Here is a 20368-nt window from a genome sequence, read left to right on the forward strand (position 1 = left end):
CTCCACTCCGTAATCGCCAGCTCCGCCGGCGACACCTTCGGCTTGCCCTCTGGCTTGTCGTCGGGGACCGAGATCGGCTTGCATACCGCCACGCCTCCCCGCCACCAGCTACACAAGGTCGGCAGGGACTTCTTGGGTGCGCTACCGCTCAAAGCCCTCTGTGCACGCGGGCCCTGGCCGCCCGGGGCCCCTCCGGGGCGGCCGTCTTGGTGCGCTCCGAATACGTATGTCCGGCCGTTGACAGACGGCGGCTTTGGACGCTGCGATGGCGGTGCTGCTGCGGCTGGTTGACTGAGTACCACGCCACAGGCGAAAGAGCTTGCGGAAGCAATGATCAGACGATTCAACAGCCCTCGCCCAATGCAACTGACTTGCTGATGCGCCATCGCCCATCGGCTCCCTTGAGCATGTACGATTTGATGTTCTCTTCCTTGACTCCCCGACTGATCTTCTTGTGCGTGTCCGCGCGCATGAGTCCGGCGTTTCTGGTGTCTTGACAGTCGTGCACGGTCGCGTCGTTTCCGTCGATCAGAACGCTTTTGATGTGAACGACCGTCGTTCCGTATGCGACAAGACCGTCCGCTCGAAGCTTCTCGATACGATCGAGCACCCGCGAAAGCTGTGGATCGGTCATGTACGTGGACAAGTGCTGCCTGCGGCTGGCCGCCGGCAAGGTGTGAGCGCGATCCAGCAGCGCTGCGAACTGCTCATACGCATCCTTGATCACCTCAGCTTCGGACTCGGGCGACGTCGAGGGAGGCGAGGAGGAAGGTACGGCCAAAGCCGAGCCGGTCTGCGTCGGCAGGGCGACCGTGGGGCTTTCCTCGCTACAACCGGCCAGCAACACTCCGCACGCCATGCCGACCGCAGCGCCAAGCCAGCACAGACGCACGGACGCGAACGAGCGTTGGCCAGTTCCGCTCAAGCCGACACCTCCGGACAACTGAACGCGAAGCGGGCGCCCCGGTCGCACTCGTGGAGTTTGAGCTTTGCGAGTCGTTGCGGGGCTCCGGGTGATGGTAATCCCACAGGCGCGACTTCGCGTCTCAATGCATCGGCGCCAAGGAAAAGCTTGGCACATGAGTAATTAAAGTGTGCCCAAGCGGTGCGAGGAGGTGCTTGACATGCCTTGAAGCTGCAGACTGATGACAATTGAGAGGTTTGCCGGGAAGTCTGAGGGATCCTGTAAATTCCCGCGAGGTGGGTCTTCGAAGAGACCAACGAGCGGGGTCTATGCGGGGTCCTTGCAGCGGCACCTGGCCAGATCTGCGGCCCGGTCGAGGCCGAGGGCGAAGCCGCACAGCAGGCCGAATGCCAGCGTGATGACGTGCCCCAGGCCGATACAGATGACGATCTTCAGCAGGTCATCCGGGATCATGGGGTCGACACCCGCCGGGCTGCCTTCTCTCTGGCCCAGGATCTTTGGCGCCCATCCCCAGTGAATCGATCTGTGGGAAGCGGGATCCATGCCGCTGTGCCCATCGGTTCAGAGCATCTTGGGGTGAGGAGGCCGACGGCCCGCCAGCGCACCTGGCCCGGGGCCTGGTCGTTGACGGGCACGTCCCACTTCTCGAACCGGGAGTTGGTGAGCCGCTCCGACGGCAAGCTCCCCGAGTCGGCCTCGCTGCCGACCGCTGCGGCGTTCCTCTCGCCGTCTGGTGTTGCCGTGTTGGGGCGGGTGGTCATGGCTGGTTGGGGAAGGCGGCGAGGGTGAGGGGGCGGGGGGTCAGTCCGGCGGTGAGGTCGGCTGTTGCCTCGGCGGGTGAGGGCGGGTATTCGGTCAGGTGTACCGTCGCGGAGTCGTTCAGTAGCTGCCAGGTGGCGACGGTGGTGTAGATGAGCGCGACGTCCGGCGCGGCGATGCCCTCCTCACTACTCGGATCGGTCTGGTCGGCCTTGTCGTGCCTGGTCTTGCCTGGGGCTTTGGAGAGGTCGTGGGGGCGTAGGAGTTGCTGGTAGTCGTAGTACAGCGGCCCTATGTGCGTCCACCAGCCGACGGTGGAGGCGGCCCTCGCCCACGGCTTGTCTTGGCGAGCTGCGGGGTCGGTGGTTTTGATGGCGTGGAGGGTGGCGCGCCCGTCGGCCCACCAGGCCAGCCAGGTGCCTTCTTGGCGAGGTAGACGACCCCAGTGGCAGGCCAGGATCGGGGCGCCGCCAAGGTTGTAGCCGATGCCGCAAGGGTCTTGCCAGCACACGAACCCGAACGGCGTGGGCGGGGTGATACCGGCGGTGTCGACCACGTTGGGCCGTCCGGCCTGGGTCTGGGCGTGGGTGTGCCTGTCCTCGCGCAGGTGCGCGCCGGCCGCTACCGCCGTGGCGGTGGTGAGAGGGCACAGCAGGTACTGGTGGGCCAGCGACAGCCGTTCAGCCTCCTGACGGGCGTGCTTGCGCAGCCGTTTGCTCGGCGGCAGGTCGTTCAGGGCAGGGGGTGTGGTCAGGTTCCAGCCGTCCTCGCCGAGGCGCATCGTCCAGCCGATGGCCGCATACCGGCGCAGGTAGGTGTAGGCGGCCCGCCGCCAGGCCCGTACCTGATCGCATGCGCTGTGGGTGTCGTCACTGATCATGAGAGTTCACACGAAGTTCCGGGAGGCCGGTTACGGCGCCGTCGGATCAAAGGGGATCTCCTTCTGCGGTCGAGTGGTGGGGGTGGGGACGGGGCGGCGCCCGAACCGCTCCCGTCGGGCGCCGTCCCGGGCTTGGGGTTGCGGGTCACCAGCGCGTACTGGGCCGGGGTGGTCCCCCACGGGGTGGGTGGGGGCCGTCACCATGCGCCGGATGACTCCGGGGCTGATCAGGGGGCTGCTCCCGACCTGACTTGGGCGGGTTCGATGGCGGTGGCGGCGCGGGCGGTACGGGGGCGGGTCTGGCCTGGCCGGTGGTGTTCTTGCCGGACGCTTCGACCAACGCCATGCGGCGTTGCAGTTCGGTGGGGTCGATGGCGGTGATCATTCCGCTGTCGAGGTAGGGGTAAGACGGCCCTGGGATGGCGGTGAACCAGCCGGTGTAGTAACCGGGGATGACCGCCCATCCGGGGTGGGCTCGCTCCAAGGCGGCGGCGATCTGGTCAGGCTCCATCGCCGCTCCCGGCGCCATGGGCGGCAAGGTCCGCCCAGACCACCTTGCCGGAACAGCCGGGGCCGAGCGGCAAAGCGTGGTGGCCCCACCGGGCGGCGAGGGCGTCGACCATGAACAGGCCTCGGCCCCGCTCGGCGCTCAGGTCGGGCTCGTGCTTTTGCGGTACGCCGGGGGCGTCGTCCCAGACGCAGACCTCGATGACGTTCGGGCCTGCGTCCGGTTCGATCGACACGATCACCCTGCTCGCCCCGGCCTGGCAGGCGTTGGTGACCAACTCGGTCAGGACGGTCACCGCGTCCTCGACCGCGTCCGCGGCTCCCCACCGGGTGAGGAGGTCGGCGGCCCATCGGCGCACCTGGCCCGGGGCCTGGTCGCTGATGGGCACATCCCACTTCTCGAACCGGGAATCGATGAGACGTGTCGACGACGGGCTTGCGGAGTCCGCGTCGTTTCCATCGCCGGAGCGCAGAGAAGCGCAGAGGCTGTGGTGCCGCCGTACATCCATCATCGCCACCCATCGCTTGGGAGTGGAGGCAGGGCCGGCACCGGCGCCAGCCTCTCGGGGACTCCCAAGGGGGGTGGGAGGAGGAGACTCGGCGTAGCGCCGGCCCTGCCGTCGGCATGCCGATAAGGTCCGCCCCAGCCCCATATCCGCCTGGCGGAAGCAGGCGGCCACCTTGTCGGCATGGTCTTCAGGTCGGTCGGGTCATTGCGGCTTCGCTGGGGTGACCAGCGTGCAGGCGTACGTCGGCGCTGGGTCATTCCAGTCCCGCATGATCTTTATGACCGGGATGAATAACCGTCCGGACATGCTTGGACCAGGCGTTCTACACTGGCGGCGACCGACTGATCCGGAGGGGTAACCGTCGGCATGGACGCACGAGGTGAAGCGCGTTTCTGTTGCTCCTGCGGCGGCCGTCTCGCCCGGGACAACCGAGCCGCCCAGTGCGCACCATGTCAGGCAAAAGCCCGGAATCGGTTCGCGATCCCGCCTGCCGTTCCCTCGGACTTCTGGGAAACCGGACCGATCCGCGCAGCCCTTGAGTCGTGGCATATGGGGCATGTCATCCGGGCCTATCGCCATCACCCGCTGCACGGGCCCCGGCCGCTGTCTCAAGACCTGGTCGCCCGCTGGCTCAACGTCACGCAGGCCTACCTGAGCCGCGTCGAAAGCGGACCGCCCATCACCGACCTGAATCGACTCATCTCCTGGGCCCGGGTACTGGGCATCCCGTCGCGGTTGCTCTGGTTCAAGCTCCCGGAAGATCGCCAGGAACACGCCTCCATCAACGTTCCACGCCCGAGACAGCCTTCAGCCCCGTCTCCACCGACAGCCGTTCAGCACTCGACGGTGATGCCGCTGGCGGGTGTCACGCCGATGCTCGGGGACACCCCGGACGTCGCTGCCCTGTACGCATTCCGGGCGGCTGACCGCCAGGTCGGTGGCGGCCATCTCTACGCCACGGTGACGAGCTACCTGCAGACGGCCATCGCTCCGCGGCTCTTCGGCGCCCAAGGGACCAACAACGGCGCGGACGACTTCACAGCAGCAGGCGGCTTCACCGAGATGGCCGGATGGATGGCGCACGACGCCGGGCACGACAGCGTGGCCGGTCGGCACTTCCACCGCTCGCTCGACCTCGCCCAGATGGGCGGTGATGCCCAGCTCAGCGCGCATGTCCACGCCAGTTTGAGCCATCTGTTCCTGCACCTGGGCAAGCCGAGGGACGCCATCCACCGTGCCCGGCAGGGACACTCGGTGCTGACGGCGGCACCGCCCATGCCTGCGCTGTCGGCTCGCCTACTGGCCATGGAAGCGCGGGGCTTGGCGGCACTGGACGACTCGGCTGCCTGTGCGGGGGCGTTGCTCCAGGCGGAGAAGACGCTGGAGCGATCTTCCGCCGAGGAGCCATCGCCGTGGGTCAGCCCGTTCGACGCCGGTTCGCTGGCCAGCGAAGCCGCCCGGTGCATGCGCCGGCTCGGCCACCTCGATGAGGCCGAACGCCAGGCCCGGCAGGTCATGGAACTACGAGCAGGCGGCCACACCCGCAGCCGCGCCTTTGCGCAACTCCTCCTGGTGAACGTGCTCATCGCCCAAGGCAAGCCCGAGGAGGCATGCGCCATTGCGTACGAGGTGCTTGAGGCGACGCAGGCACTCAGCTCCCACCTGGTGACGCAGCAATTGGATGAGCTGCGCTCGCTGTTGGAGCCCTACCGCACCGGTCCCGCCGTTGCGGAGTTCCTACCCTGGCTGGAACAGGCCGTCCATCGGAGGGTCGGCCTCTACAGATGGCTGACCAGCGGCAGCGTCGTCCGATGACGCACCGGGGAGGACGGATGCGTCCAGAAAAGCCGCTCTATGAGCGAGATCCTGAAGCCTGGCGGGCGCATCTGGCCGAGGGCAACGCCACCCAACCCCGCAAACGCGTTGGCGCCGACGCACTTGTTAGAGACGACAGCGGCCGGCTGCTCCTGGTCGATCCGAAGTACAAGCCGGACTGGGACCTGCCCGGTGGCATGAGCGAGGCGAACGAGCCACCGGCCGACACGGTACGTCGCGAGCTGAAGGAAGAACTCGGCCTCGACATCCGCCCCGGACCGCTGCTGTGTGTTGACTGGGTGTCTCCGCACGGACCATGGGACGATTCGTTGATGTTCATCTTCGACGGCGGCATACTCGGCCATGACCGGATAGATGACATCAAGATGCTGGACGGCGAGTTGGCAGCCTTTGCCTTCTGCGACGAGGGGCAGGCCGCCGAACGGCTCCGGCCCTATGTATGGCGACGCGTGCAAGCGGCGCTGGAGGGCCTTCAGGCAGGGCGTGCGATGTACCTGCACGACGGTTGGCGCTGGTAAGCGTTCGGTCTGGCCATGTCTCATGCTCTCGGTCTCTCCTTTGTGGAGGGTTCGCTTGATTGGCGTGCAGGGCAGTAGGCTTTGGACCGTCTCTGCTCGGTGTTCCCCGCAACCTAGACTGCGGAGCGAGCTACATTCGACCGGGCGGAGGAGAAGGCTGCGCGGCCTCTTCGCCGTGCGGCCTTCTCCTATTTCGAGAGAGCCTATGTCTCGGTGAGCATCTGCGGATGACTTGACCATCTGGCATGAGGTGATTCCTGATGGTGGCCGGACCGCCCGTGACGGTCATAGCCGGTGTTCCGGCGGCGGGTGGAATCACCGAATGGGGGAATCGACCATGGGCAATTGCAGGACCGGGTACCAGTCGGCCGCCGAGTGGTTGCGGTCGCCGGAGCCGTTGCGGTGGCGGCGGACGTATCCGGGGCGGCTGGATCAGGTGACGGTGGCGCGCCGGCTCGCGGTGTCGTTGTTCGCGGGCACCGGGTATGAGGACGAGGTGGGGTTCATCGTCACCGAGCTGGCCTCCAACGCGGTCCGTCACAGTTACTCCGGTCATCGCGGGGGCTGGTTCGGGCTGGAGGTGGTGCTCGATGACGTGGCCTATGTCGGGGTGACCGATCAGGGAGGTGGGGGCGTGCCGGTCGTGCTGCCTGAGCTGCCGGATGAGCCGATGACCGAGTACGGGCGGGGGCTGCGGGCGGTGTCCAAGCTGGCCATGGCGCTGGGCATCCATGGCAGCGGTGACGGCGGGCACACCGTCTGGGCGGACCTGGACCTGTGCGCCGAGACCGGCACTCGTCCCGACCTGCAGGCGGTGCTGTCGTCATAGCCGCAGGGGGGACCAGCCCGGTGGTAGCGGGCTGGTCCCTGCGGTCCACGATAGGCGAGCCTGACGCCGAGGCCCTGCCCGCATTCCTCCACGGGGTTGCGGGTGGGGCCTTCGCCGCTTCGGAAGATGCCTTGCGGCTTCGGATGCCTATCGTCTTCTCCGCGCCAAGGCAGTATGGGCGTGAGGGCGCGGATGCTCGGGGGGCTTCGCGGTCACTTGAAGGGTCTATCGTTCCGGGTTCTGTTCGCCCTTCTCCTTATGAGCGGCACCCCCTTGTCGTGGCGTTCTTGCAGGTCGGGAACCTGTCGGGTCTGCTGCTGGTGGCCCCGACTCGCCATCCCAGGCGACAACACCGAATACATCAGGCGGGCAGGAAGCGTGCCCAGCTCCGACCTTGCGAGCTGCGTCGCCAGGACCCCATCCCGCTGACCTGCCCCCGAGGAGACGTGCGGTGACGGCCGAGCCGGCGGCAGCCGCCACGGCGACGAGGCTCGCCCGCATCGCGTGCCGGCCCGCGACCCGCCCTTGAGGTGTCTGCGGCTCGGATTGCATCCGTTCGTCGGTGACCGGGAAGTCAAGTGCGCCGATGCGGGAAATCGCAAAAAATGTGATTGCTCTGAGGTTGGAGAGGTAAGCCTTCCCAGCCGTTCCGGCGATATGGGAAACGCGTATTCGGGCTTGAGATCCATGGCTGGTCGAGAAATCGTGGTGTCACGACAACGAAATGCGGCGACGGAAATCCCCGCCGCAGCCGCCACCGAAAAGGAGTCATGAAATGGCCGCGAAGAAGAACACGGTCACCGCTCCCGCCGCCCCGGCCGCTGATATCGCCACCGCCACCCCGGACACCACCACCGCCACCCCGGACACCACCACCGCCCCGGCGTCCACCGCCCGCCCGGACGGCCCGGCTGGGGTGGTGTGGGACGCGGTGACGGCCAACCCCGGCGGGACGGTGCCGGTCATCGCGAACGCGGCGGGGGTGGCCCGTGCGGTGGCCAAGGCCGAGCTGATCGCGCTGGCCACGTCGGGGCGGGTGGTGTGCACGCCGGGAGGGCGCGGCGACAACGGGCGTGCCCTGCCGGACACGTGGGCACCGGCCCCGGACACGACGATCGACACGGCCACCGCTTCGACCGCCGATGCCGCTGAGGCCACCGTCCCGCAGGCCCCGGCGGTGACGGCGGAGGCGATTGCGGAGGCGATGCGGATCATGCAAGCCGAGGCCGATCGGCGGGCGGCGGCTGAGGCCGACCTTCAGAAGGCGATGGCTGAGGAGGAGGCGCGGCGGGCGAAGGTCCTGGCCGATTTGGCCAGGGCCCGTACCGCCGAGGACACCCGCCGGGCGCTGGCGGACCTGCTGGCGGCCGTCACCACCGCGTACGCGGCCGTCGTCGCCGGTGACCAGGTCGCCACCGTGGCCGGGTTGGAGCGCATCTACGCCGAGGCGAACAACGTGCGGAAGGCGTCCAAGGTCGGCCCGGTCCGCACCGGTGCGAAGGGGACCGGGGCGGTCCGCGCCGACCGGGCCGCGCCCCGGCCGTTGCGGCCGGAGGTGGTCGCGCACCTGAGCGCGCACCCCGGCAAGGAGTTCACCCCGGGCGAGATCGCCAAGGTGCTGGGACGGTCGTCGGGGGCGGTGGCCAACGCGTTGGAGACGTTGGCCAAGAACGGTGAGGCCGTGCTGACCAGCGAACGTCCCGCCCGCTACACCGCCCCCACCACCACCACCGCCACCGGCACGGCCGCCACCGGCACGGCGGCCGGTGACGGCGACGTGTCATAGGACGCCTGACAGCCCGATCGGGGGCGGGACCGGCAACGGTCCCGCCTCCGACAGCTTTGGGGCCATCACGGCACGTCAGGCGCCTCACAGGGCATCTATCGGGACGTCGACGCGGAACGCCGAGGCCCCACTGACCCCACGTGATCGGTGGGGCCTATGGCGCGTTGGGCCCCGGTAGGGCGCACCCCGGCACCCCACAGGGTTCGGTGTGTGGACGTCTGGGATGTGATGGCGGGTGTCCCGCTCAGCGTTCATGCGGTCGTATCGCGGGCTGATGGCCTGGTTTGGGTGGCACCGGTCCTGCCCTGTTCCGGCGCATCGGAGTCGTCACGGCACGTTGGGAACTCGTGGGGGATGCGTCCAGAGTCAAGACCACGTTCCCTTTGATAGGTGGGCTGTCGGGCATCGTGGTCCGCTGGGTTGTGTCCGTGTGCGAGAGGAAGTGTGCTTCAGGTGCCTGAAAGCAGATGGGCGGCGTTGACAGGGCTGTGGCGGCAGCGCTGGCCTGATTGCGACCCTGTCGGGCACAAGCTCCGTGGGCCGTACCGGGATGTGTGGGTGCGTTTCCACAGCCTGCCGGAGTCGAAGCGGTACGCCGAGGATGAGGCCGAGTACGCCGTCGTACTGGAGCGCTACAACTCCGTCCTCGACGAGTTGTTCGCGGGTACGGACGTGTACGTGATCACTGCCGTGTGGACCACCGAGCCTGATGTTCCCGCCGGTCGACTGAGCACGGGCTACTGGCGAAGCCTCCTCGTGGCGGATGACCCCGACCCGGAGTTCCGCACCTACTACCACCTCTTCGTCACTCGACTGCCCTGGCGGCGGGGGTGCATCGATGACCTGCTGCGCGATGTCGCTGATGAGAGGGTGGCGGACGTCCTCATCACCGACACTCGGATGCAGCGCATTCATCATCCCTACGACGGTGGTGCCGACGTCTTTCTTCCCACGTCTGAAGAAAGGGACCGGCTCCGTGATCGGTATGCCGACTGGCTCTCCAACCACCCGTCTGGTCTCTGACGATTCTCCGCCCTGCTGTCTCCTGGGCGTTTCGGTTGTGGCGGCGTGGCCTGTCAGGGCTGCGTTCAGGAGCGGCGGTAGGTGGGGCGGGCGTAGCCGACGAGGTCGGACCGGTTGCGGATGCTGCTGATCCGGACTTTGAGGCCGGTGCGGGGGGCTTCGACCATCCGGCCTCTGCCGATCACCAGGCCGACGTGGCCGGGACTGCCGGATGTCCCGCCGGAGCCTCGGAAGAACACGAGGTCGCCGGGGTGTTCTTGGCCGGCCGGGACGTGCGGCAGGGTCTTCCACTGGTCTTGGGAGATGCGCGGGATGGTGACCCCGGCCTGGTGCCAGGCGTAGCGGGTGAGGCCTGAGCAGTCGAAGCCCACGATGCCCGCACCTCGTGCGATGCCTCGGGTGGGGCCGTTGAGCCCGCCGCCGCCCCAGGAATAGGGGGTGCCGAGCCAGCGGAGGGCGGCCTTGACCGCGATGGCCGCGCGTCCGGTTGCGGCGATCGGTACGTCCGGGCAGGCACTGCCGCCTTCGCCGTACTCGGCGGCTCGTCGCAGGATCTTCTTCACGTACCAGTCGGCGTGGTTGTAGCGGTGGAGGGCGCGTTCGAGGTGGGCGGGTGCGCCGTTGTGTTTGAGGTACCTGGCGGCGGCCGGGATCGCGTCGGTGGGATCGTAGATGTTCTTGCGTCCGTCGCCGTTGCCATCGACGCCGAACGCCGCCCAGGTGCTTCGTAGAAACTGCATGGGACCGGCCGCACCGGCGTGGTTGGTGCCGGAGGTGATGCCGGGTCCGGTGCCCCGGCCGTGGTCGGACTCGGCGTCACCGATTGCGGCCAGGACGTTCCACGGGATGCCGTACTGGGCTGCGGCCTTCAGGTAGAGCGCCAGGTAGGCGGGCGGTACGTCGGCCTGGGCCGTCCGGCCGGGTGCCGTCTGGCAGGCGGCGTCACCGCCACCGGGAAGGATCGCGCCGAGGGTTCCGACGAAGACGGCCAGGACGACGAACACGGCGGCCACCGGAACGCCGATGGCCAGCAGCATCAAGCCGCCCCGGGGCCGGTCCCGTGCTGCCGGTCGTGTGGGCCCCATGCGTCCGCCAGCGCCACCAACCGGCATCGTGGGCCGGTCGTTCCGGCCGGGAGCCACACCGGCCCGGCCGGACCGTCGACGGCCGCCCGGGGCGTGTGGACGGCGGTGGCCACCGGCACATCCGGGGTGCCGAGGACTTCGTGGAGGTTGGCCTCCCGCGCTGCGCTGGGCAGCCAGAACAGCACAGGAGTGGCGATGCCGGTGGACTCGGCGAGCGCGGCGTAGCCGGTCAGTTTGGCGGCCACGCGGGAGAGGGGTTCGCTGCCGGTGTCGTGCTCAAGGAAGAAGTCGATGGTGGCCGACGGTCCGATCTCCTGGGGTTCGGTCCATCGGCCGAAGGCGTCGGGGTGGGCGAGGTCGCCCCACAGGGAGGCGCATCGGCGTTCGGACCACCATTCGGCGAGGGCCGTGCCGTCGCCTCGCCGCCCGGCGTAGGCGTGCAGGTGGGCGAAGAAGTCGTTCACGCCGACCTGGTGGCCGAGCTTGGGTGACAGCGAGATCGCCATGGCGTTGTCCTGGCGGTATCCGAGGTTGCGGAGGCTGATCCCGCGTTGTGCGGCCAGGACGTGGGCGCCTGCCGGGCCGAGTATCCAATGCTGGGGAGACGTTCCGACCGACGTCCATGGTTGGAACCGCACCAGCGCGAAGAGTTCGCGGAGTTGCCGTAGTCGTTGGCGGGCCCTGACCAGGCTCGGGAAGAAGATGGCGGTGAGCTGGTCGGTGGTGAGGACGCGGTGTTCCCAGACCAGTTCGAGGATCTTCCGGTCTCGTCCGGTCAGCCGGTACGCGAGGTCGGCGATCAGCTCTGGGGACATCCTCGGCCGGTGGCCGTGGGCTCCGCGCATACGGTTAGCGGTCTTGCTGGATCGGGTCATCAGGCTTGCCTCCGTGGTGTGGCGGTGCGTGGATCGGTCAAGGTCGACGGCTGCCGAGCGCTGGGGCGTTGCTGCTTCCGGGCCGCGTACCTCTCTCGAGAAGCGGCCCGTACGGCTTCTGCGCGTCCGGGGACGGGTTCGGGCAGAGGGCGGGTGCGGAAGGTGAAGGCCGACGACAGTCCGCCTTCGGTGACGAGTCGTCCGGCGGCCTGGTACGCGCCCAGGTGGGACAGGTCGTGCGGGGTGAGCAGGGGCGCGACGTGGCGGGCGAGGTCGGTGGCGTCCTCGGGCGAGGCGGTGAAGTAGATCTTGTTGCGGGCGTCGGCCGACACGGCCTCGCGGAGGTCTTTGGGCAGCTGGGACAGATGCTGGTGGGCGATGACGAGGCTGAAGCGGTAGGCGCGGGCTTCGGCGAGGACGTCGCTGATGGAGCCGGGCAGGTTGAGGAAGTTGTGGGCCTCGTCCACGTAGGCGGCGGCGTCCGGCCGGCTGTCCTCGGGCACCTTGGCGCGCGGGGTGACGGCCTGCCAGGTGTGGGCGAGCAGCAGGGAGCCGAACAGGCGGGCGGCGTCCTCGCCGAGCACGCCCTTGGGCAGGCGGGCCAGGATCAGCCCGCCGTGGTCGAGCATGTGGCCGAGATCGACGGTCGAGGCGCTGCCGGACAGGGCGTCACGGACGAACGGGCGCAGCAGGACCGCCCGCAGCTTGTTCATCACCGGGCTGATCACGGCCGAGCGGGCGGCGGGTGACAGCTCGTCATAGGAGGCCCAGAAGCCGCGCAGCAGCTCGTCACCGAGTTTGGCCATGACCCGGGCTCGATACGGGCTGTCGGTGAGCAGCCTCGGGACCTCGGCGAGGGTGGCCCTTGGTCCGTGAGCCCGTACGAGGGTCAGGCAGGCCGAGCGCATGAGGTCGTCCAACCGCGGTCCCCAGGCTGTGGAAAAGCAGCGGCGGAAGATGGTGACGATCGAGTCCACCGCGAACGCCGGATCGGCTCCGGCCAGGACGTTGATGCAGGGCGGCGGGCCTTCTTCGGACGGGTCGAACACCACCGTCCGGCCGACCGCCCGCTCTGGGAGCCGTTGCAGCACGTCGGCGATGAGGTCGCCCTTGGGGTCGATGACCAGCGCACCTCGTCCGGCGTACGCGTCGGTGAGGATCAGGTTGGCCAGGAAGGTGGACTTGCCGACGCCGGTCTGCCCGAGCACGTGCAGGTGCTGGCGGGCACCGGCGACGGTCAGCGCGACCGGCCGGGGGTAACCGGCGTCCGCATCGCCGAGTACCCGCACCGGCCCCACCGTGCGCGCCGACACCGCCGGGGACGGGGCGACCGGCCGGGCACCCGCACGGGTGACGCCCGGTGCGCCCAGGTCGTAGGGAAGATGCGCAACCGCCGCCAACTCGGGCACCGACAGCAGATAGCCCCAGTCCAGACGGCGCGATGCCAACCGGACCGCCGGGATGCTTAGACGCTTGCGGCGTAGGTACTGGTGACCGGAGGAGTAGAGCGCGAACGTGGAGGCCACCTCGTGGGCATGGCCGCGCAGCCACCCTCGGGCGGCCTCGTCGCTGCGGTGGCTGGTCGCCACGGCATAGCGGATCTGCACTTCGAACCGCGGTTGCGCGGCCTTGCCGAGGATCGCGCGGACCTGCTCGGCACGTTCAGGGAACGTCCGGGCCAGCTCACCTGGGCGCGCGTGCCCGGACCCGCCGGGAGTGACCAGATCGAAGACCTTGCCTTGAGACGCGGCCGAACGGCCACCGCGCAGCGCCGAGGCGGCTCGGTGGGCATGGCGCAGGCGGCGCCCCGTGACCGGACGGGCCAGCACCTGAACGGCGACGTACTCACCACTGCGCAGCCCGGAGACAGCGCCGAGCAGGGCCCGCAAGGGGTCCGCGTCGTGCTGGTGCGTCAGCGGGTAGTGGTCGGGGCGGGCCAGGACGAGACATCCCCCGGCCGAGGACGCGGTGAGCGGGACCGGAGCCGACACAGGGCGGGTGGTGATGGTCGCACCAGGCCATGCCGACCGGATCATCTTCTCCACCAGCCCAGGCGGGATCATCCCAGGCACCCAGATCTGAACGCGAAGGCCGGTGGTGTCGGCGACGTACTCCCAGCTGACGTGCGGCTGCCCGTAGACGGCGCGCTTCCAGGCCGGGGCGGTGAGACCGACCAGATGCGTCCACCAGGCCGCGGCGCTGCCCTTCTCGACATGCGGCGGCACCGCCACCTCGACCAGACGCGCGCCCACCGCGAAACGGCGGTTACGCCACTTCCACAGCAGCGACCGCGCACAGGCGAACAGCACCGCCCCGGCAAGGGAGAGCACGGCAAGCGGCGGACCGTATTCGGCGACCAAGGAGACGAGCCGTTCCGGGTCCTGCAAGAGGTCCGCCCAGCCGCCGGCCACTGACAACAGGCTCATAGCGGGTCCACCTCCTCGGCGTGGCCGCGGGCGACGTCCAGCTCGATGAGTTCGGCCGGGTCGGTGGTGGCGAGGTCGTGTTCCTGCGGGCCGGCCACCGCGTAGAAGGCGGCCCGGTCGCTGCCGGCCCCGCCGCACAGCAGGGCCTCGCCTCGACCGGCGGCCAGCAGGAACGCCTTCTCCCCGCCGGTGAGGTTGAACGCCGTGCTTATTTCGTCGATGACCTGCGGAGACTGCCTCAGCAGGAGCTGTGTCGCCGAGTTGGCGATCACGGCGCGGCCCAGGTCCGAGGCGAGCAGGTCGGCGGCGTCCTGGGTGACCACGGCCAGCCCTGCCCAGTGCTTACGCGCCGACTTGGCCAGCCGGTACAGGAACCGGGCGCCCTCACCTTCCTGCATGAGCGTCCATGCCTCATCGACCACGACCAGCCGTCTGCGTCGGTCGGCGGGGTTGGCGACGCGTCGCCAGATCGCATCCAAGGCGAGCAGCATCCCGACCGGTCGGGTCTCCTCGGGCAGGTCCCGCAGCGAGAACACGATCAGATGCCCGTCCGGCCTCGTCGTGGTCGGTCCCGCGAACAGGCCCCGGTAGGAGCCGGTCACGTACGGGGCCAGCCGCGCGGACAGGTCGGCGGCCTCGGCGCTGCCGTCGCGGTCGAGCTGGGCGGCGAGGTCGGCCAGCAGCGGGGCGGGACGCCTCCAGGTGCGGCGATCGGAGTTGATCCCGTGCTCGGCATAGGTGGCGACCACGGCGCGATCCAGGACGGCGCGGTGGGCGGGGGCGAGCGGTTCGCCGAGCATCGCGGCCACCAGCGTCTGGATGAACAGCGCCCGCCGGATGAAGGTGTCATCGTCCTGCCCGTCCGGCAGATCGAACGGGTTGAAGCACACCCCGGGCGCACCGAGGCCGATGTGCGTACCACCGACCGCCGACGCCAGGCGCCGGTACTCGTCCTCGGGGTCCACCACGGCCACCTCGACCTGGTGGAACAGCAGCCGCAGCACCTCCAGCTTGGTGAAGTAGGACTTGCCCGCACCAGACCGGGCGATGGTCACGGAGTTGTAGTTGTCGCAGGCGAACCGGTCCCACCACACCGCCCCAGCCGAGTAGACGTTCAGCCCGTACAGCACGGGCGTCCGCCCGAGACGCGGTTCAAGGTCGGGTGAGGTGAACGGGAACGAGGCGGCCAAGGCGCTGGTGTCGAACGCGCGCCGCAGCTTCACGGCATCGGTGGCCAGCGGCAACGTCGCCACCCACCCCTGCAGCGCCCGGAAGGTGGTGGGCTGAGCGTTCAGCAGCAACGACGCGGCCAGCGCCCGTACCCGCTGCACCTCCGCCTCCAGCTCCTCGGCGTCGGCGGCGTGGACGGTCAGATACAGACCCATCCGGAACAGGCGGCCGTGCCCTCGCGCCAGCGATGCGGCCAGGTTGGCGGCGTCCTCGGCGGCGGCTTCGGCTGAAAAGTCGGCCAAGCGGCCGTGATCGGCATTGGAGCGGGACGAGGCCTCCAACCGGGCGAGCTGTCGACGCAGTCTCTGCGCCGCGACGAGCGGCGGGATCGGCTCGACGTGCAGGGACACATCCAGACGCCCGGGATAGGTGAGCAGAGGCTCAAGCCATCCCGCGCCGACTTCTCGTGGATAGCCGGCCACGGCGAAGGAGGCGCACACCCCACCGGGCAACTCCAGCGACTTCGCACCGACCCGCAACGCCGAGGGCCCGAACGTGTCTTCTGTCTGCTCGTCTTCCTGGGACCGGCTGACCTCGGGGTGATGGGTGAACGGGAATCTCATCGCGGACCCTCCTGAGCGCTGATCAGCTCCCCGGGGCCGGCGACCTCGGGAAGACGGGCGTCCGCCGGGGACAGCGACTCGGCCAGCACCGCCGTGCACGCGGTGGTGTCCAGTACCTCGGCGGTGACACCGAGGACGGCCAGCGAACGAACGGCCTCCTCGGCTCGGCGCGCGACCACGACCGCCCCGGCGTCTCGCAGCACCCGACGCGCCTTGCCCTTGGTCCAGGGGAACGCGGCGGCGCTCTGCTGCTCGCGCGCCGTATCCCGCAGGACGATCAGAACCTCGCGGGTGAGCAGTTCGCGCGAGGCCTCCAGGTCGGCCAAATAGGCGGCATGGTCACGGGCCGCCTGCTCCAGCGCCGGATGAGGCAGGCGCGGGGCGGTATCGATCAGCTGGGCGACCATCGCGGACAGATCGACCGGCCGAGCCCGTACGAGAATCTGCACGGGTGTTTCCAGCGAGTTCAGCCACCGCCCGAACGCCGCGACCAGCGCGGCCTGCTCGTCGGCCGTCCGCAGCCCGAACGCCACCGTTCCCGCCCGCACCACGGCGGCCGTACCGCCGTCGGCCAGCTCCATGATCCCGTCCTCGCGCACCGCCCGCACGGGCAGCCGCAACGGAGCGGGCAGCCGTCCTCGCACCCGGCACCAAGCGGGCGGGGCGTGCACCCCTTCCGGCGCCTCGACCCTCGCCTTGGACGAGTGCAGATGGACGAGCGCGGCGAGCGCGAAGCGATCCAGACCCATGCCGTCATGGCGCGCCAAGGCCAGCACCGCCCCGCCCCCGATGACCGGAAGCAGAACCGCGGCGATCACCGTGAACGGAAGCCGATCCGCCATGGCCATGTAGCCCCACGAGGCCAGCAGCCCGGTAGCGGAGAGAATGGCGACCTGCCGCGCGGTCAGCCCGTACATGATCTTGTCGGGCTGCTCGATGTCGGCGGGGATCTTGGCGGTCAACGCCTCGTCGTCGCGCGTCACGCCTTCCTCCCGTGCTGCTTGGGCAGCTCAAGCCGTAGCGCGAGCTGACGAGGCGGCACCGGACGCCTGGGCATACCGGGCAACATGAGCTGCCGCGAACGAACACGCGGCCTTCCCTGGCTGACAGGCGGCGGAGCCGGTGGGCGCGGTACCCGAGTGACCGGTATCGGCAAGGCCAACTGCGCCGGCCGGGCCGTGCCGGGCTTGGGTCGTACGGAGATCGGCAGTGCGAGCTGCACCGCCCGCCCAGCCACCCCCGTATCGCTGTCAGCAGAGACGTTCCACCCCGGCGGAGCGGCCTGCGGCGGCCTGCGCGGCTCTGGCGGCTCAGGTGGTGTCGGCGGCCGAGGCTGCCTGTGAACGACCTCGTGAGTCGGCTGGAGCCGAGTCGGCTGTCGCCGGGGACGCGTGGGGCGAGGCGTCGGCTTGCCCGATGGTGGACGGTGACGGCCCTGATCGGGCTTGGTCCCGGCGCCTGCTGGTACCGACCTCCCGGTCTTGTTCATGAGCGCGCCGATGCCGCGGTAGAGGACGAAGGTCTTCAACATCTGACCGAGCAGGCGCGGCTGGGCCGGCTGCCAGACGGTACGAGCCACCCACGAAGGGATGCGGATCATCACCCACAGCAGGGCTATCGCCACCAGCAGGTCCGTCAGATCGGTCCTGGTCGGCACACCCACGACCGAGCCGCTGCTGTCGGTGACCTCGCTGAACAGCAGCTGGAACGCGGTGACCAGCGCGAGAGCCTGGCAGACCTGAATGGCCAAGATCCCGGTGATGCCCCGCCACCACAGCCGGGCCAGCCCATCGGTCATCGGCAGGGCATGGAACATCAGCGCCAACGGGGCCGCCGCGATCAACACCATCGTGATAGCCAGGCGAACGATGTAGATGAACGTGACGACCAGCGCGAGCACGATCACCGCCAGCGCCACCATCGGCATGAAGACCCCACCGGTGAGGGCCGTCGCCGCGATGCTCGCGCCCAGGGTGTCGGCGACCACACCGGCGTCGACCTTGCTCGGCCCGGAGGACAGGAACGCCTGCGCCAGCCCGTTGGCGAACGAGATGCCGTACCCGATGAAGGTCAGGCTCAAATTCACCGCGCCGAACGCCAGCACCACCCGGGGCAGCAGTTCCTTGGGCGACACCTGGCCGGGCAGAGACTGTCCGGCCATGAGCAGCACACCCGCGATCGACACCACCAGGACGAAGCAGGTGTTAGCGATCACCTGCGAGGCACCCCATAACTGACGCGCCCGCGCCATGCCTCCAGAGTCGATCTCCGGCGTACCGAGCACCGTCGCGCCCAGAAACCCGAAGACCGGCTTGGCAGCTGAGGTGACCAGATCCTGAAACCAGCCGTTGACCGCCTGCTTGGCCATACACCCCAGATCACCGAGCCCGCATCCAGGGCCCTTGTGCTCCAGCGCCTCCGCGTACGGAGAGGCGACCTGCACCCACCTGCCCGGCTCGACCTCACACAGGACTTTCGGCAACGGCGACCCAGGCACCGTCACCGTCTTCCGCCCCTCCGGGCACTTCTGCGGCGCCGATGGCGCAGAGGGCGACGGTGGCTCAGACGATGACGGCGACGCAGAAGGGGACAGTGACTGCGATGCGGAGGGTGACGCGGAGGAGGACGGAGACGGCGATGGACGACGCGGATCGACCTCCACCCACCGGCCAGGCGCCACCTCGCACATCAGCTTGGGAGGCTCCCCCGGCCGCCAAGGAGCGGCCTTCACCCTCCCCGAACAGGCCGGCGTCGTCGGCGACGCGGCAGGAGGCGGCGGATCCGCCGGTGAGAACGCCCTGGCCAAACGCACTTCCGGCCCGGCGATGAGCACAGCCCCGATCAGCGCACCCACTCCAGCGCAGACACCGAGCACGGCCAACCGCCGAGGCATGAGAAGACTGCGGAGACGCGTGCTCATTTCACGCCCACGATCCGCTGGAGAATCCCCACCAGCAGCGGCGCCAGCATCGCGACGCCGTACCCGATCGCCGCATACCGCAGCGTCCTCTTGGCCGCCTCAACCTCGCTGGGGTCACCTCCGGCCAGGATGTAACGGACCCCGCCGATCGTGGCGAACAACGTCGCCAGCCCGACCAGCAGCCCGACGATGACATCCCGCAGATTGGTGATGACCTCTTCCAACGAGGCCACCTCCGCCAGACGCGTTCCCGCCTCGGCGATACCGGGCACCGTGAGCGCGCTCACGGCGACCCCGGCCGACCACAGACAGACAGCACCGGCCAACCGGCCTCGACCGACGGAACGCCTACGGCCGGGTAGGCGAGGGGATGAGGGATGGGTGGGCATGGCATGGCCTCCCGAGGCATTGCGAAGGTCCTTGGCTTCGGGTGCCAGGCGAGGCGGACGAGGGCGTCCCGGACTCTGGGTGTCCTCCTCCGAGGAACTCAGATGGATGGTGGATGCGGTGGGGACCGGATGGACCGTCCGTCCGAGCCGCCGCCCGTCCGTACCTCGCCTGACAGACATGAAGCACCGCGTCACAGGCCCGGCTTGGAAATCCAGTCGTTGGTCACCGCCCACACGTGACCGTTCCGGAGCGCCGCCCCCAGCCGCGCCTCGGCAGCCCGCCGCCGCTTGTAGAGCCGATCGGCCGGAACCCCCCGCTCCCGCGCGAAGTCCTGCAGGGACACCCCGTCCAGCCGAGTCGCGATGATCAGGGAGGCGGCGTCCGGGCTGATGACCTGCTGCTTCACCGCATCGACCACCAGGCTCATCGCGTTGGGATCGAGACCCGGCCCATTGACCGACAGTCTGTCCGGGTCGCAGGAGACGTAAGGGGTTTCGCGTCCACGAGCCCGGAACGCTCCCTTACGCGCCCACAGCAGCAGCCGGGCCGCGATACGCGGACGGCCGGTGTCGATCCGCGCCAGCTGCGCAACGAACTCCGTCAACAGCTCCGACACGATGTCATCGGCCAACCGCGCGGGGCTGGTCCGGATGACTCGGGCGGCGACGTTCTTCAGCCCCGGCAGGGCCACCCCCACACAGCCGACCACCCAGGCCGGATCACCCGTGCGCGCCAGCCGGACCAACTCGGCCCAGGCGGCGTCCTTGAGCGCGTCGGACGCGGCACGGTCCAGCAGCCGTGTCCTCAGCTCCCCGAGATCGACGGCCCGTGCGGGCAGTCCATGCCCGACCTTGCGGCCGTCGATCGCCAGCGGGCGAGGCCCCGCGATCAGGAGATGAAACGTCCTCTCGGCGATGGCCAGCGCGTTGCCGGCCCGCTCGCCGGTGCGCCTGGTGTCGAGAACATCGGCGACGTGAGTTACCCGGTCACCGGTTTTGCGGTTGGTCATGGCAGCCCCCGGAAGGTCGTGGCGAATCGATGCCGCCAGGTATCCGCCATGGCCTGGGCAGTTCATGGGCACGGACGTAAGCGGCCGACGCGCCTACGGCAGTGCCGAAAATCTGCTCATAATGGCTTTGACCTGCGAAAATCTAAAGAGCAGCCCGCCGAAAGGTGCGGATGGTAAAGCCGGGATGGCTGCCGAGATCGGCCGCGACCTCGCCGTTCGCCGGGTACGGGATTCCTTCGTAAAGATCTCCGTGGCTCGTACGGAAGCACGTCGCTGGACCGGCTCTGGCCGGTTGGCA

General features: G+C 69.2%; 18 protein-coding genes. 5 read left to right on the plus strand and 13 right to left on the minus strand.

Translation table 11 applies throughout. The features are described 5' to 3' along the window. Positions 1-343: 343 nt before the first annotated feature. From C4U03_RS10835 to C4U03_RS40365, 5 genes are all read right to left on the minus strand, one after another. Positions 344-925 (minus strand): hypothetical protein, encoded by a 582-nt coding sequence (locus C4U03_RS10835; protein WP_146087329.1) that lies wholly within the window; start codon positions 923-925, stop codon positions 344-346. Positions 926-1231: 306 nt separating this feature from the next. After that, positions 1232-1378: a hypothetical protein gene (locus C4U03_RS40360; RefSeq protein WP_160146957.1), complete on the minus strand. Its 147-nt coding sequence runs from the start codon at positions 1376-1378 to the stop codon at positions 1232-1234. 304 nt (positions 1379-1682) lie between these two features. After that, positions 1683-2564 carry a hypothetical protein gene (locus C4U03_RS10840; RefSeq protein WP_103937607.1) on the minus strand — a complete coding sequence of 294 codons (882 nt, stop codon included), beginning with the start codon at positions 2562-2564 and terminating at the stop codon, positions 1683-1685. A 145-nt stretch (positions 2565-2709) separates the two neighbouring features. Further along, positions 2710-3075, minus strand: coding sequence for a hypothetical protein (locus tag C4U03_RS39865; protein WP_146087330.1), 366 nt, complete (start codon positions 3073-3075; stop codon positions 2710-2712). Further along, positions 3065-3460 carry an ATP-binding protein gene (locus tag C4U03_RS40365; RefSeq protein WP_160146958.1) on the minus strand — a complete coding sequence of 132 codons (396 nt, stop codon included), beginning with the start codon at positions 3458-3460 and terminating at the stop codon, positions 3065-3067. The genes C4U03_RS39865 and C4U03_RS40365 overlap by 11 nt, the downstream gene beginning before the upstream one ends. 669 nt (positions 3461-4129) lie before the next feature. Between C4U03_RS40365 and C4U03_RS10850 the strand changes: the two genes are divergently transcribed. The 5 genes from C4U03_RS10850 to C4U03_RS10870 all read left to right on the plus strand — a co-directional run bounded on the left by C4U03_RS10850 (position 4130) and on the right by C4U03_RS10870 (position 9572). After that, entirely contained in the window at positions 4130-5395 is a 1266-nt protein-coding gene (locus tag C4U03_RS10850) for a helix-turn-helix domain-containing protein (protein ID WP_103937609.1), read from the plus strand. A 17-nt stretch (positions 5396-5412) separates the two neighbouring features. Then, on the plus strand, positions 5413-5934 hold the full coding sequence (locus C4U03_RS10855) for an NUDIX domain-containing protein (RefSeq protein ID WP_103937610.1): 522 nt from the start codon (positions 5413-5415) through the stop codon (positions 5932-5934). A 337-nt stretch (positions 5935-6271) separates the two neighbouring features. Next, a complete protein-coding gene (locus tag C4U03_RS10860) occupies positions 6272-6763 on the plus strand; it encodes an ATP-binding protein (RefSeq protein WP_160146959.1) in 492 nt (163 codons plus the stop codon). A gap of 775 nt (positions 6764-7538) precedes the next feature. Further along, positions 7539-8549 (plus strand): hypothetical protein, encoded by a 1011-nt coding sequence (locus C4U03_RS10865; protein ID WP_103937612.1) that lies wholly within the window; start codon positions 7539-7541, stop codon positions 8547-8549. A 453-nt stretch (positions 8550-9002) separates the two neighbouring features. After that, complete coding sequence (locus C4U03_RS10870) at positions 9003-9572, plus strand: DUF3885 domain-containing protein (RefSeq protein WP_200827191.1); 570 nt, start codon at positions 9003-9005, stop codon at positions 9570-9572. A 65-nt stretch (positions 9573-9637) separates the two neighbouring features. Here C4U03_RS10870 and C4U03_RS10875 read toward each other — a convergent pair whose 3' ends face one another. From C4U03_RS10875 to C4U03_RS10910, 8 genes are all read right to left on the minus strand, one after another. Then, positions 9638-10609: a C40 family peptidase gene (locus C4U03_RS10875; RefSeq protein WP_160146960.1), complete on the minus strand. Its 972-nt coding sequence runs from the start codon at positions 10607-10609 to the stop codon at positions 9638-9640. Then, positions 10609-11472, minus strand: coding sequence for a replication-relaxation family protein (locus C4U03_RS10880; RefSeq protein WP_160146961.1), 864 nt, complete (start codon positions 11470-11472; stop codon positions 10609-10611). Before C4U03_RS10880 ends, C4U03_RS10875 begins: the two co-directional genes overlap by 1 nt. A gap of 59 nt (positions 11473-11531) precedes the next feature. After that, complete coding sequence (locus C4U03_RS10885; RefSeq protein WP_103937616.1) at positions 11532-13958, minus strand: type IV secretory system conjugative DNA transfer family protein; 2427 nt, start codon at positions 13956-13958, stop codon at positions 11532-11534. Continuing rightward, positions 13955-15751 carry a VirB4 family type IV secretion system protein gene (locus C4U03_RS10890; protein ID WP_103937617.1) on the minus strand — a complete coding sequence of 599 codons (1797 nt, stop codon included), beginning with the start codon at positions 15749-15751 and terminating at the stop codon, positions 13955-13957. The genes C4U03_RS10885 and C4U03_RS10890 overlap by 4 nt, the downstream gene beginning before the upstream one ends. Beyond that, the gene (locus C4U03_RS10895) at positions 15748-16734 is read right to left on the minus strand and encodes a PrgI family protein (RefSeq protein ID WP_103937618.1); all 987 of its coding nucleotides are present in this window, start codon (positions 16732-16734) and stop codon (positions 15748-15750) included. Before C4U03_RS10895 ends, C4U03_RS10890 begins: the two co-directional genes overlap by 4 nt. Further along, complete coding sequence (locus tag C4U03_RS10900; protein WP_146087332.1) at positions 16731-18119, minus strand: type IV secretion system protein; 1389 nt, start codon at positions 18117-18119, stop codon at positions 16731-16733. The genes C4U03_RS10895 and C4U03_RS10900 overlap by 4 nt, the downstream gene beginning before the upstream one ends. 548 nt (positions 18120-18667) lie before the next feature. Then, entirely contained in the window at positions 18668-18958 is a 291-nt protein-coding gene (locus C4U03_RS10905; RefSeq protein WP_103937972.1) for a pilin, read from the minus strand. A 293-nt stretch (positions 18959-19251) separates the two neighbouring features. Beyond that, the gene (locus tag C4U03_RS10910) at positions 19252-20070 is read right to left on the minus strand and encodes a hypothetical protein (protein WP_103937620.1); all 819 of its coding nucleotides are present in this window, start codon (positions 20068-20070) and stop codon (positions 19252-19254) included. Positions 20071-20368: the final 298 nt, after the last annotated feature.

The organism is Thermomonospora echinospora, from assembly GCF_900108175.1.
GTDB lineage: Bacteria > Actinomycetota > Actinomycetes > Streptosporangiales > Streptosporangiaceae > Thermomonospora > Thermomonospora echinospora.